The following is a 13,636-nucleotide window of genomic DNA, read 5'->3' as shown; positions in this document are numbered from 1 at the left end:
CAACCTAATTTCAGTTAAAATGCAAACTAAAAGTTCTCATATTCAAATGTCGTGACTTGAGACTAAAACAAAATTTCTCTATCTTAGAATCCACACTTTCGCAGCTCGGATGCGTTTATGCTGACACACCTTAATCTGATCAACTTTGCTTTAGCCGATAACTTAGCCATTGATATTGATCAAGGTTTCAATGTTCTTACGGGTGAAACTGGTGCAGGTAAATCTTTATTACTCGATGCATTATCAGCGTGTTTAGGCGAGCGTACTGATACGAATTACGTTCGTTATGGTTCAGATAAGGCTGATGTTACAGCCGTATTTAGTTATCAAGATCAAAGTCCTGAAGCTGAATGGTTAAGCACTCATGAGCTGGCAGATGAATCGGGTGAAATTCACCTAAGACGGGTAATCTTTGCTACAGGTCGTAGTAAAGCTTGGATCAATGGACGTCCAAGTAGTCTGTCAGAATTAAAGGAAATTGGCAGACTCTTAGTCCAACTTTACAGCCAACATAGTCAGCAACAATTGTTAGAACCGCCCTATCCAAAACATTGGTTAGATCGTTACAGCAACTTTGGTCAACATACGCTTGCTGTCAAAGACAGTTATAACGCATGGCAAAAAAATATCCGACAGCATCAAGCTGCGCTTGATGCACAGACCACCCGCCTTCAACGCATTGAGACACTTAATCTTCAATTAGAAGAATTAGAAGAAGTGGTTCGACTTGACTATAAAGAAATTGAACAAGAGTTCGATCGCTTAAGTCATCATGAACACATCATGCAAGATTGTAGTTATGCAATCAACGTTTTAGATGAGTCTGATCAAAATATCACTCAGGAGATTTCAAGTATTATTCGCAAGCTTGAATCTCATGCAGGTCGTAGTGATTTACTCTCTGAAATTTATAACTCATTATTAAATGCGCAAAGTGAAATCGATGATGCCAGTGCGAATTTAAAACAATTCATTGACCGTCAGAGTTTTGATCCTGAACGAATGGAAGAGTTAAACACACAACTGGAAATATTCCATCGTTTAGCGCGCAAATATCGAGTACAACCCGAAGATTTAAAATCAGAATACGAACATTGGCAGGCAGAGCTAGAACAATTACATCAGCTTGAAGATCCAGAGACTTTGGCTGAACAAGTTGAAATTTCACATCAACAGTTTATAGAGAAAGCTCAATATCTAGATGATATCCGTCGTAAAGCAGCAGAACCCTTAGCCAAACTCTTAACAGAACAAGTCAAGCAACTGGCTTTACCAGAAGCTCATTTTGAATTCCGTTTTGATCCTCTGGAGCAACCTTCATCTGAAGGGTTTAGTTTTATTCAATTATTGTTCACAGCAAACAAAGGGATCCCACCTCAACCGCTTGCGAAGGTTGCGTCTGGTGGTGAATTGTCACGTATTGCATTGGTCATGCAAGTCATGAATGCAGAGAAAACCGAAGCTGAAGTACTCGTTTTTGACGAAATTGATGTAGGTATCAGTGGTGGAACAGCTGAGATTGTCGGTCGCTTATTGGCTGGATTAGGTCAACATGTTCAAATTCTATGTATTACACATCAAGCCCAAGTTGCAGCGCAATCGGACCAACATTTGTTAGTGAAAAAACTGCAAACAGACCCTGCTAGCAGCACTATCGTTGAGCTTGATGAAGATCAACGGATATTAGAGCTTGCTCGCATGACTGGTGGTGTCGAAATTAGCGAGACCACCCTTCAACATGCAAAACAATTAAGACAATTAAAGTTTCAGACCAGCACATCTTGATTATTTTAAAAGGATTGTTGAAAACCCATAAGTCTAGTATGTTGAAGTAAAGTGATACTCAAACATAGGAGAAGCCATTAGGTGAGTAAACAATTTCTAACGCACCGTTGCCTGATTGCCCCACCTGATTTAGCAGATGATTTCTTCGCAAATAGTGTGGTCTATATTGCTCGTCATGATCATGAAGGTGCGCAGGGAATTATGATCAATCGTCCAGCTGGGATTCAGGTTAAAGAACTCTTAACAGATCTTGATATCGTTGCAGATCATGTTCACCCACATGATGTCTTACAAGGTGGTCCTTTACGACCAGAAGCGGGTTTTGTACTTCATACAGGTCAACCTACTTGGCATGCGTCCATCGCTGTAGGTGAAAACCTTTGTTTAACAACTTCAAAGGATATTCTTGATGCAATCGCACACAATGAAGGTGTTGGTCGCTATCAAATTGCTTTAGGCTATGCCAGTTGGAGTAAAAATCAGTTGGAGCAAGAAATCGCTCGAGGTGACTGGCTCATTTGTGACTCTGATATGGATTTGATTTTTAACTTACCCTATGACGATCGCTGGGACGCTGCCTATAGAAAAATGGGGGTCGATCGTACATGGCTTTCATCTGAGATTGGACATGCCTGATTCAACTACCGCTCAACTCATTATGGCCTTTGACTTTGGCACACAAAAAACAGGAATGGCTGTAGGATCGTCCATTATTGAAAGTGCTACGCCACTTTCACTTTTACCGATGAAAGATGGCATTCCCAATTGGGATGATCTACTCAAAATTGTAAAACAGCATTCTCCAAATCTGTTTTTAGTCGGGCTACCACTGAATATGGATGATAGCGAATCGGAACTATCAACACGAGCACGTAAATTTGCTCGTCGTTTAAGACACAAAACCAATATAGAAACATGGATGGTGGATGAGCGATTAACAACTCGCGAAGCGCGTGATGAACTCGATCATTATCAGGCGCAAGGGCGTGGAAAAAAGTTGTCCGCAGACAGCTTGGCAGCCGCTTTATTTATTGAAAGTTGGTATCGTAATCCTCAAGGTATTCAACCTTAATAGAATACTTACCATTTCATCTAGGATAAAAATAGCGAAAGGTTAAATTGATTCTAGGCTCTAATACTTTGGTTGATTTCGCTAAAGTGTGTTTCCAAAAACGCTGTGTTTGACCTTTCATTACAATTAACTGTCCTGATTGTAGATATATTTCCGCAGTATGAGTTTTATCACGATGTTTAAATCTAAATTTTCGTGTTGCACCGAGACTCAGTGAGGCAATGACAGTCTCGCCATGTTCAGGATCTCTTAATGCAGCCTCATCATCACTATGCCATCCTACACCTTGAGTTCCATCTTCATACAAATTAGCCAAACAAGAATTAAATTGAACTCCTGTTATAAGTTCAATTTTTTGCTTGAGTGCTAATAATTTCAAATCCCAAATTTGTGCTTGTTTATCCATTCCTGAATAGTGATATTGATAGTTTTGGTCACCATACCATACGACTTTACGACCCGTCTTAAAATATTGGCCGTATAAAATCACTTCATCCTGTTTCCAAGCCAAAGCTTCTAAAAAATAATCGAAATAATCCTGTGATTCAGCATGAGTAAGTATAAGGCCGTAATCTTCTACAATCCCATCACAAGGTAGGAGATTTGAATTGGGTTCGGGTGCAAACAGCTCAAAGTTCATAACCAATTTGCCATGAAAATATAACCGTATATTAGCTGAATATTTCAACTGACAAATTGAAACATTGTGAACGCTTGTGACACTGGACAATCAAGCTTAGACTGGCATAAATCTAGACAATAAAAACAATCGCTTATGAATTTATGGCAACTTTTTCTAAAACTTAAACCTTTCGTTCGACCTTATCGCTTTTTAGTGATTGCCACTCTCTTTCTTACGCTCATCGGCTCTTTCACAGCTCAAGTGAATGCACTCACTTTGCAATATGCAGTTGATGAAATTAATGCGCTGGTTGAGAATGGCTTTGGCTTAGCCGAAGGCTGGAATATCCTGATTACCATTACAGCGATATTATTGGGTAAAGAAGTGATTAATGCTTTTGTGCAATTCGGACAAAAGTTTTATGGTGAAAAACTTAGAATTTTTATTTCACAAGATTTAGCACAAGGCATCATTGAAAAATTTCTGACCTATAGATTAGCTTTTTTCAACGAAGAGAATAATCAGGCGGGAAAATTACAAACACGAATCGATCGTGGTATTGGCTCTCTGACTCGTCTAGTTCAAATATTCTTTATTGACATTTTGCCGTTATTTACCAGTGCGATCGTGGCTTTAGGATTAATGTACTACGCCAACTTTTATGTTGGCTTGGTGGCGACCACTATCGTTCCAATCTACTTCTGGTTAACTTATAAACAAGCACAAAAACTCGGAGGCTGGCGTCGAAATTTACGTGATGGTCGAGAAAAGAAAAGCCAAGGTATCCTCGGAATTATTAATTCAATTACGGTTATCAAATCTTTCAACCGCGAGTCAATAGAATCAACCAAACAACTCAAACTACAAAAAGAACTCACAGATAATCAAATGCAAACCCGTCAAGTCAGCTTTTTATTTGATGGGTTAAAAACCTTTATTGAACAAATAGGTATTGTTTTAATCATCATTCTAACTGCGTATTTTGTGCTTGATGGTCAGATGAGCATCGGTATGATCATGTTTCATGTACTGTTGTTCAATAATGTATCCGCGCCAATTCGCTCCTTACATCGTATATATGATGAAGTGAATGATGCCATGATCTATTCAGAAAGCTTCTTTAAAATTTTAGAAGCAGATGATCAAATTGAACCTACAGGTCAACTCAAACCCGAAATTCAAGGAAAATTTACGCTGAAAAATGTTGAATTCTTTTATCCAAACGGTCACCACGCACTAAAGAATATCAATATGGAGATTCGACCCAATAAAATTACTGCATTAGTTGGCTTATCAGGTGCGGGAAAATCAACCTTAATCAGTCTTTTAGATAAATTTTATGAACCTAATCAGGGATGTATCGAACTCGATGGAATCGATCTCAATCAAATTGATACACAATATTTGAGAGATCATATTGGATTAGTCCTACAAAAAAATCATATTTTCCAAGGGACTATTCTTGAAAATATTCGCTATGGTAAAACAGATGCTACAGAAGAAGACGTGATCATTGCTGCTAAAAAAGCCTCCATTCATGAGCAAATTTTACAACTTCCAGATGGCTATCATTCCGATGCATTGCAACTCTCTGGAGGACAACAACAGCGTATTGCGATTGCTCGTATGTTCTTGAAAAATCCACCGATTATCTTTTTAGATGAACCGACAGCGAGTTTGGATGCCATTGCTTCGGAACAAATTAAACAAAGCCTTGATGAGATTAAACAAGGACGTACTGTCATTATTATCTCGCACAGCCTGTCGCAAATTATTGATGCGGATTACACCTATGTCATGAAAGAAGGCGAAATTGCCGAGCATGGAGAACATGATGCTCTTTACCATCAAGACGGTGTATATAAACAAATTTTTGATGCGATGGCTAAAAGTTTGAATATCGAAAAAATTGCAAAAACTTTTGAAGACGATGGGGATGAGGAAACCCATAGTTAAAGTTTAAGCTAGGTAACCTTGGCATTGAAGCAGTTGAATCAACACACAGTCATCTGCTTCATATAGCTGACTTAACTTCGTGTAAGGATCACCATCGAGTGCTAATATCTGTGCAAATGCAGGTTCAGTTTTTATACCTTTTCGCTTAAGGCGAATGATTTCCTGTTTAAATTGGTCATTTGCTAAATCTAATATTCTACGTTCAACATAGAAGTGCTGGAATCCCGCCTGCTGATGAATTGGTGTTGTAGAACAAAATATCTCAATTGACCAAGCACAATATTCGAATCGGCAAATCCAAGTATCACGTTCAAAATAACTTCGCTCAATGCACCATGCCTTATATGTTTGAAATAATTTTAATGTTTCAATCAAATGATTCTCTTGCTCAATCGGATAACTACAAATAAGGTCGATATCACTTTGTGCTGTTGCAATTCCTAAAGGTGGCGTACCGACCACTGTAACTTGATACCGCTTGAGTATTTCCAAAAGGTTTAAGTCATCAATGACTTTTTGCAAGTGTATTTTTTTCATTGTTATTTTTAATCTCTAAGATGATTCAACTTTAAAGCGGTTGAATCTCCCAATATGAATTACTTTAACCCTCAGCAGAAAAGCTTAAGCAATTAAGGTTATTTTTGATTTTCGATAACATCTAACGCATAAACAGTTTTAATATAATTTCGATACTGTGTTGAATAAGAGATTTCCAAACAACGCATAAGATATGCTTTCTCTTTTGAATATTGATAGCTGCCTAACGCTTCTTTGAGCGCTTGATCAATATAATTTTGCACTTGTTTTGCCGCCTCATGGCTATGCTCACCGAGTTGAAAATATCCACCTCTCGCAATATTTGCTTCAGCTGCATAAATCTCAGAATGAGATAGACAATACGCGATTCCATCATTATGCAAATACTCTTGTGCCCTTGATAAATCATCCGCATAAATGCTTGAACTCAACAAGATACTTAAACCAATAGCAAATTTACTTTTCATTTTTTAAATCACGTTCTCAACGAAATAAAAAAAGCGCCTTTTGGCGCTTTAAATACATTAGGGTTGTTTTAGATATGGCCATGCCGCTCTTAAATAAATAAACATGGACCACAGTGTTAAAATTACAGCGGTATATAACAAACCATATGCAACTAATTCAAGTGGTTTCCAATTGAGTAAGAACACGGAAATAGCAATCATCTGAAAAGCTGTTTTATATTTGCCAACCGTAGATACAGCTACATTGGTACGTGCACCGAGCTCAGCCATCCACTCACGTAAAGCAGAAACCGTAATCTCGCGTGAAATAATCACAATCGCAGCAAAAGCCATCGAAATTGTAGGTTGCCATTGCACCAAAACAATCAATGCTGCCGCGACCATTAATTTATCCGCAACAGGATCTAAAAAACGTCCGAATGCAGAAGTCTGATTCAATGTTCTTGCCAAGTAACCATCAAACCAATCTGTGACAGCAGCAATCACAAAAATTGCAGTCAGAATGATATGACGCGTCATACCCCCTTCATGCCCACCCACACCAATCGCAGGAGGCCAATAGGCAATAATTAAAAAAACAGGTATTAACGCAATACGTGCTAGCGTCAAGATATTTGGTATATTCAGGATGCGACCTGTAGACATAGACACCGCCAGTTTGCCCCAATTACAGCTAAAATTTGCAATAAAAACTTGAGCTTTGATTCTTTAATCCGCTTACTTTAAACGATTCACTACCCGCTGTCGACTAGGCAAAAATCGCGACAGTCTGTCTACAAATTGCAACGAGACGGTCATTATGGTCCCAAATATGGGCATATTCAGTAGAATAACCATGCGCAGAATGATCTGTAAATACTTTATATTTAAACCAATCTCGTCGGTCAGCTTGAATATGTTCTAACAGCGTCACATACCAAGAAATTGAACTTCCTGGTGCTGGTTTTTTTAATATAGGAAAAATTCCTGCAGGCCAAATATCTAACATTGCTATAAATTCAGGCATGCTCAGCGGACCTGCTTCAAATTTAGATTCTGCATATCGAAACCACCCACCAAAATCTGGCTTTTCAGCAGCCGTACAAGGGTATTTCCCTTCAGCCCAAATCAGATCATAGTTCTGATAGCATTGCGGCATAAGAGGATGATAAGGCAACTTAACTAAACTTTCAGGTAAATCATACTGTGGTGCTGAGCGAGTTTGATCCATATTCACGACTGATTCACGGTCTGAACCAAAACTTGCCAGCAGAATTCCCTGTACAGCATCAGCCTGCCAAATCCGAGCCTCAATATTAGTCACAGATTTACCTTGCCTTAAAATTTCCACTGTCACTTTGACTGGCTTTTCCTGAACAGGACCCACAAATACCACACTGGTGCTCAATAATCTTTTTTGAGGGTCATGAATCATTTGTGTTGCTTTGTGTAGCATCATCGCCGTGGTTAAACCACCAAAAATGGTACGACCTTGCAACCAACCCTCAGGGATCTCCACCCATTCTTGTTGATCAATTTCTTGAAATACCTGTCCAAATGACATGCGCAACCCTTTTATTTTAAATTTCTTATCGCGCTAGCATGCTGAATTTTCAGATTGAGGTAAATGATCAATGACTCGCAGGTCAATGATCATTTTGGCAAATTGATATGCATGATTACTCATGCAAGATTTTGTACACAGTCCGAGCGAGATTTGCACCAAAACCTGGGACTAAATTCAGATCCTTTTCAGAGGCTTTTAATACCCCTTGAATCCCACCAAAATGTGTTAATAAATCACGGCGGCGTTTTGGTCCTAGCCCTGGAATGGCTTCTAAAACTGACTGCCCACGACGTTTATCGCGCTTGGCACGATGTTTAGTAATGGCAAATCGATGCGCCTCATCACGAACCTGTTGAATTAAATGTAACGCTTTATGGTCTTCAGGCAGTTGAATCTTTGTGCCATCAGTGAAATGTAAGGTTTCCAAACCAGGCTTACGCCCTTCCCCTTTTGAAACCCCCACCATGAATGCATCCAATCCAAGATCTTGCATGACCTGCATTGCCATATGTAATTGCCCTTTACCACCATCGATGAGAAGCAAATCTGGCAGCATCGCCTTCTTATACCGTCGTGTCAAAGCCTGACGCATGGCAGCATAATCATCACCGCCAGTGATATCTTCGATAGCAAACTGACGGTAATCGCGCTTGCGAGCCCCTCCACTATCAAAGACAACACAAGAAGCGATCGTTGCTTCGCCCATCGTATGGGATATATCAAAACATTCGATACGATCAATTGGACGTCCGACCACCTCTTCTAACTGATGAAAACGTTCATTCAATTCATAATGGTTAGCAAGTTGTCCTTTAATGGCATGTTGTACATTCATGTTCGCAAGCTCGAGCCATTCTGCACGGGTTTCTCTAACTTTTGATTTAATCAGAATTTTTTTGCCAAAATTTTGTTGTAGTGCCTCTTCTATGTCTTTTTTGTCTGGCAGCTCCACGTTGACGATTAATTCTGTTGGAATCTCATCGGCAACTTGGAAATAAAAGTTCGCGATAAAATCTGCCAGCATTTGTCCCAAATCATCGCCCAACATATCTGGGAAATAACTTTTTCCTCCCAACATCTTGCCATTACGCACATGCATAATCTGAACGCACGTTACCCCCGCTTGGTATGCGATCGCCAATATATCTGCTTCACCTTTGACTTTATAAATCGCTTGTTGCGTTTGGACATCACGCAATAATGCCATCCGATCACGATAAAAAACGGCTTTTTCAAATTCGAGAGCTTCTGCTGCCGCTTCCATCTTGGCAATTAATTCTTGATTAAGCTCACGTGTGTCCCCTTGTAAAAAACGAATAGAGTTATCGACATCATCTTTATAGTCTTCAGGTGATATCATGCCCACACATGGAGCTGAGCAACGTTTAATTTGATACTGCAAACACGGTCTTTTACGTTGCGCAAAATAACTATTTTCACATTGGCGGACATTGAATAATTTTTGTAAGACCACCAATGTATCACGTGCATTATAGGCACTTGGATAAGGTCCAAAAAATTTACCTGCTTGATGTTTCCCCTTACCACGACCTGCTGCAATACGTGGATAAGGCTTATCACTGGACACAAAAATATAGACGTAAGATTTATCATCTCGCAGCATGATGTTATACGGCGGTCGATGAAGCTTAATTAAGTTTTGTTCAAGAAGTAATGCTTCCGTTTCTGAGCGGACCACCATGGTTTCAATATCATGAATGCGGGCAACTAAAGCCTGTGTTTTGGGATGCTCAATGGTTTTAACAAAATAGCTAGAAACACGATTTTTTAAATTCTTGGCTTTTCCCACATACAACAACTCTCCATCTTTACCTAACATGCGATAGACACCAGGCAAAGTCGTAAGATTGGCTAAGATTTTTTCAATGTGTTCACGTGCGTTTTCGTTCACAAGCAGCCTTTAATGTAGAGTCAGTCATTCATGCAACAGCATGAGCTTATTGTGATGGTAACGCGCTCTATTTCAAGTGCATTTCGGTAGACGATTTTAAAACCTTGTTGATCCAACAGTTCAGGGCAATGATCGCAGATTTTATAATCAGCTGATTGTTAAAAAGTCTGAGTTGTTAAATTCAAGTTTGATATGCTTTTCAACTGATTCATTCATGGATGCGCCAACATGACTGCGACCGATCGTGCTTTTCACGCCATACAACCTGCACTCTCATCCCATAGTCCTTCAGAAAAAGATCGACTCATTGGAAAGTCTCGCTTTCATTTTGAACCAGCCAAAGTGATGCAGTTATTGCGTGATCGTATCATTGGGCAAAATCCAGCCTTAGATGAAATCGAAAAACTGCTTCACGTAGTCAAAGCTGACTTTTCAAGTCCTGAACGCCCTTTGTCCGTCACCTTGATGCTTGGACCAACAGGTGTTGGTAAAACAGAGACTGTTCGTTTGATTGCTGAAGCGATTTATGGTCGTCCTGATGCGTTTTGTCGTATCGATATGAATACACTGGCTCAAGAACATTATGCAGCCGCTTTAACAGGCGCTCCGCCCGGATATGTCGGTTCAAAAGAAGGTCATAGTTTATTCGATGAAACTGCGATTAATGGCTCTCATACCCGTCCTGGCATTATGCTGTTTGATGAACTTGAAAAAGCCTCTCCCGAAGTGATTCGTGGCTTAATGAATGTGTTGGATACAGGTCGCCTAACCCTTACTGCTGGAACAAAAACGATTGACTTTCGTAATTGTATGATCTTTATGACCAGTAATGCAGGAGCACGCGCAGCACAACAATATTTAGATAAATTAAATGTTTTACCGCAAAAACTTCAGAATCTATGTTTAAAACGCTTACCCACGAAAGCCATTATTGAAAAAATACTGCATCGCAGTTTTGATCCCGAATTTCTGAATCGAATTGATCGTGTCCTTCATTATCAACCTGTTCAAGATGATGCACTCCCTAAATTGGTAGATATTGAACTGGAAAAACTCAATATTCGTTTGCAACATCAAAAACGTCAGGTTCATTTATCAGACCTTGCCAAAGCATATTTCTATCAGGGTCATGATATCCGCTTTGGGGCACGTCATTTAGCACGTAAAATAAGAACTGAACTAGAACCCATTATTGCGATCTACTTTCTAAAGCATCCAGATCAACTTCATCTCAAGCTGGATTGCAAAGACGGTCAGCTCACGATCATCAATTAATAAAAAAAGCCCATTATGGGCTTTTTTTAAACAAATCATCTTAAACCAGGAATCGTGACAAAGGATTCTGCTGCCGTTTTATTATAATACGTACACCCTTTTTCAATATTTGCCATTAACAACTGATAACGCTGTCTATTTTCTGCAACATCATCGTTCATTAACAATTTTTCATAGAGTTTATATTCATCATCAGTCGTACGCTTCAAAGTTTGATGATATTCAGCAGGATATAGTTTGCTTTCAAATTCAATGGCTGTTGAATCATCTAAACTAATCTTCATACTGGTGTCAAAAATACTGCTAAAATTCATACCCATCCAACGATCTTTAGCGAGTTGAAATTTCACTATTGGATTTTTGTCATTTAAAAGATCAAGATACAGCAAGTTATCTTCATAAAATTGGTTAAAACTCTCTTCCAATGGTTCACTCGTGTTTGGATAGAGTTGTAAATAATCTACTCTGTTTTGTTCTGCTTTCTTTCTATAACAATAGCTACCTGAAGAAAAATTTTTAAGACCATCTTTGGCGATAAACAATCTCACATTAGGGCTCAAATCATTTCGATCAATGTTGCGATAACCTGGTAAAACTGTATCAAAAACATTTTTACCCGATAGGTTTACACGCTCCATTTCGATATCCGTTTGGATGTCACCAATGATATTCATCGTCCAATGACTAGGACTATTCACACTGAGCGTATTTTGGGCTTGATCATAGGTTTGATAGATACGATTTCGCGTCACAATCACACTATTCAACGGTTTAAAACTATCCGTATAAGTAAATTGTCCATTTTGAAATTCAATATAATTTAAGCCGAATCGATCATTGGAATTATAGTAAATTGAATAGAGTTGATCACCGTTTCGAAATTGTGTACTCGGTGATGATTCATACGAATCTCCCGACCCACCGCCGCCACAGGCACTTAAAAAAAACGGTAAAACACTTAGTACTAATATTGTTTTTTTGAGATTCATTTGAATTTTCTTTTGTATATTTTACAGATAAAAGCATAGCTTTTATTGAACCACTTCTCAATTTTAATTTACATCATTTTAAGTAAAATTAAAAAATGCGCCCTGAGGCGCATTTTGATCTGAATGCTCTTAAAACACATAAGGTCGAATAAAAATCAGGAAGAATATCCCTAACATCAAGAACCATTTTAAAAAGTAATATAACTGACGGTTCTTCGCTTTCAGTGCTTTTGCTTTCACACGCAAGCGATAAATATAACCAAATGCTTTGTTCAGACCACCCGTTTGATCCCCTGCTTCATTCGGTGAACTTGCCGCAGTCATTACATTTTTACCAAACCAATGATTAAACCGTTCCATCCAACGTGTCTTTAAAGGACGCTCTACATCAGCAAAGAAAATAATACGATTTTGATCCGTCGTGTTTTCTGCATAATGAATGTAGGTTTCATCAAACACAACGCTTTCACCATCTCTCCATGAATATCGCTGACCATCTACATCAATAAAGCAACGATCATCATTTGGCGTCAACAACCCTAAATGATAGCGTAAAGATCCCGCATAAGGATCACGATGACGAACCAATCGACTATCAGGAGCAAGCTCAGTAAACATCGCCGCTTTAATGGTTGGCAATGTTTTAAGTAATGCTGTCGTTTTAGGGCACAGTTCTGCTGCTGAAGGATGTGCAGAGTCATACCATTTTAAATAAAAACGCTTCCAACCAGTTTTAAAAAATGAATTAAAGCCTAGGTCATCATATTTTTCAGAGGCTTTGATCCCACCCTGCTCATATAAAGCTTTGGCTTCATCACGAATCATTTCCCAATTTTCATCTAACACTTTTAAATCTTTAAAATGCTGTGTGTCGATATAAGGCTGGTTTGGCACCTTAGAGAACATATACATCAAAAAATTAATAGGTGCCAAAATGGTCGAATGATCAAAGAATTGACGATAGAACGAATGTCGTACTTTTCCACGACGTTGAATATACAGTGCCGATATGATGAATATCGCGAGAATAATCCACTTGATCATTGATTGACTCGGTTTATCTTTGGTTAGCGGGTTAAATGAGGAGATGCTGCACCTAAATTGGAAGTGAATTGTTCCAATTTAGATGTATAGATAATCACGTAAATTGTATAACGACTACCCCAAACAACGAAACATTGTGTTCTACAAATAGACTTTTGATGGCTTTATATTTCAGTTTATTGACTTTTATGACGAAATTTAAAGTGCAAAATAACTTGAAATTACCTACCTACCCCAGATATAAGTTGAAGTGTTTTTAAATAAAATGCCAATTGAAACAATCGCTTTATTGTAAGAAGAACAAACTCTACATGCGCATCTGCTGTTTTATAACGCATGCTGGTGCAATAAATAGATGACCATTGCGTCACGGCTTGATACAACTTGTTATGTTCTTTTTCGATATAGTTATCGTAAGATTAGCGAAGCTT

Annotated in this window: 13 protein-coding genes; 5 read left to right on the top strand and 8 right to left on the bottom strand. The window is 38.7% G+C overall.

All coding sequences use genetic code 11. The features are described from left to right. Positions 1–117: 117 nt before the first annotated feature. From recN to ruvX, 3 genes are all read left to right on the top strand, one after another. The gene (recN, locus tag AC1M87_RS07565; RefSeq protein ID WP_481593361.1) at positions 118–1,785 is read left to right on the top strand and encodes a DNA repair protein RecN; all 1,668 of its coding nucleotides are present in this window, start codon (positions 118–120) and stop codon (positions 1,783–1,785) included. A gap of 81 nt (positions 1,786–1,866) precedes the next feature. Beyond that, a complete protein-coding gene (locus AC1M87_RS07560) occupies positions 1,867–2,421 on the top strand; it encodes a YqgE/AlgH family protein (RefSeq protein ID WP_035266003.1) in 555 nt (184 codons plus the stop codon). Then, complete coding sequence (gene ruvX / locus AC1M87_RS07555; protein WP_092766648.1) at positions 2,414–2,857, top strand: Holliday junction resolvase RuvX; 444 nt, start codon at positions 2,414–2,416, stop codon at positions 2,855–2,857. Before AC1M87_RS07560 ends, ruvX begins: the two co-directional genes overlap by 8 nt. Positions 2,858–2,873: 16 nt before the next feature. On the opposite strand, the gene AC1M87_RS07550 is transcribed toward ruvX, so the two are convergent. Beyond that, positions 2,874–3,497: an alpha-ketoglutarate-dependent dioxygenase AlkB family protein gene (locus AC1M87_RS07550; RefSeq protein ID WP_481593360.1), complete on the bottom strand. Its 624-nt coding sequence runs from the start codon at positions 3,495–3,497 to the stop codon at positions 2,874–2,876. A gap of 135 nt (positions 3,498–3,632) precedes the next feature. Between AC1M87_RS07550 and AC1M87_RS07545 the strand changes: the two genes are divergently transcribed. Beyond that, positions 3,633–5,435 carry an ABC transporter ATP-binding protein gene (locus tag AC1M87_RS07545; RefSeq protein WP_035265996.1) on the top strand — a complete coding sequence of 601 codons (1,803 nt, stop codon included), beginning with the start codon at positions 3,633–3,635 and terminating at the stop codon, positions 5,433–5,435. A gap of 3 nt (positions 5,436–5,438) precedes the next feature. Here the strand turns inward: AC1M87_RS07545 and AC1M87_RS07540 are convergent, their stop codons facing one another. The 5 genes from AC1M87_RS07540 to uvrC form a co-directional block, all read right to left on the bottom strand. Next, positions 5,439–5,972 carry a DUF4269 domain-containing protein gene (locus AC1M87_RS07540; protein ID WP_481593359.1) on the bottom strand — a complete coding sequence of 178 codons (534 nt, stop codon included), beginning with the start codon at positions 5,970–5,972 and terminating at the stop codon, positions 5,439–5,441. Between the two features lie 98 nt (positions 5,973–6,070). After that, positions 6,071–6,439, bottom strand: a complete 369-nt coding sequence (locus tag AC1M87_RS07535; protein WP_481593358.1) for a hypothetical protein — start codon at positions 6,437–6,439, stop codon at positions 6,071–6,073. A 57-nt stretch (positions 6,440–6,496) separates the two neighbouring features. Then, positions 6,497–7,084 (bottom strand): CDP-diacylglycerol--glycerol-3-phosphate 3-phosphatidyltransferase, encoded by a 588-nt coding sequence (pgsA, locus tag AC1M87_RS07530; protein WP_035265993.1) that lies wholly within the window; start codon positions 7,082–7,084, stop codon positions 6,497–6,499. Positions 7,085–7,187: 103 nt separating this feature from the next. Further along, a complete protein-coding gene (locus tag AC1M87_RS07525) occupies positions 7,188–7,982 on the bottom strand; it encodes a thioesterase family protein (RefSeq protein ID WP_481593357.1) in 795 nt (264 codons plus the stop codon). A gap of 115 nt (positions 7,983–8,097) precedes the next feature. Continuing rightward, complete coding sequence (gene uvrC, locus AC1M87_RS07520) at positions 8,098–9,897, bottom strand: excinuclease ABC subunit UvrC (RefSeq protein ID WP_481593356.1); 1,800 nt, start codon at positions 9,895–9,897, stop codon at positions 8,098–8,100. A 228-nt stretch (positions 9,898–10,125) separates the two neighbouring features. Between uvrC and AC1M87_RS07515 the strand changes: the two genes are divergently transcribed. Beyond that, a complete protein-coding gene (locus AC1M87_RS07515; RefSeq protein ID WP_035265988.1) occupies positions 10,126–11,172 on the top strand; it encodes an AAA family ATPase in 1,047 nt (348 codons plus the stop codon). A 35-nt stretch (positions 11,173–11,207) separates the two neighbouring features. Here AC1M87_RS07515 and AC1M87_RS07510 read toward each other — a convergent pair whose 3' ends face one another. Continuing rightward, on the bottom strand, positions 11,208–12,161 hold the full coding sequence (locus tag AC1M87_RS07510) for a hypothetical protein (RefSeq protein ID WP_035265985.1): 954 nt from the start codon (positions 12,159–12,161) through the stop codon (positions 11,208–11,210). 129 nt (positions 12,162–12,290) lie between these two features. Then, the gene (gene lpxO, locus AC1M87_RS07505; RefSeq protein WP_035265982.1) at positions 12,291–13,205 is read right to left on the bottom strand and encodes a lipid A hydroxylase LpxO; all 915 of its coding nucleotides are present in this window, start codon (positions 13,203–13,205) and stop codon (positions 12,291–12,293) included. Positions 13,206–13,636: the final 431 nt, after the last annotated feature.

The sequence above is a fragment of the Acinetobacter sp. 24-47-62 genome (assembly GCF_056779765.1).
Note: the sequence above shows the minus strand (reverse complement) of the source record. Positions and strands in the feature narration are given on the sequence as shown.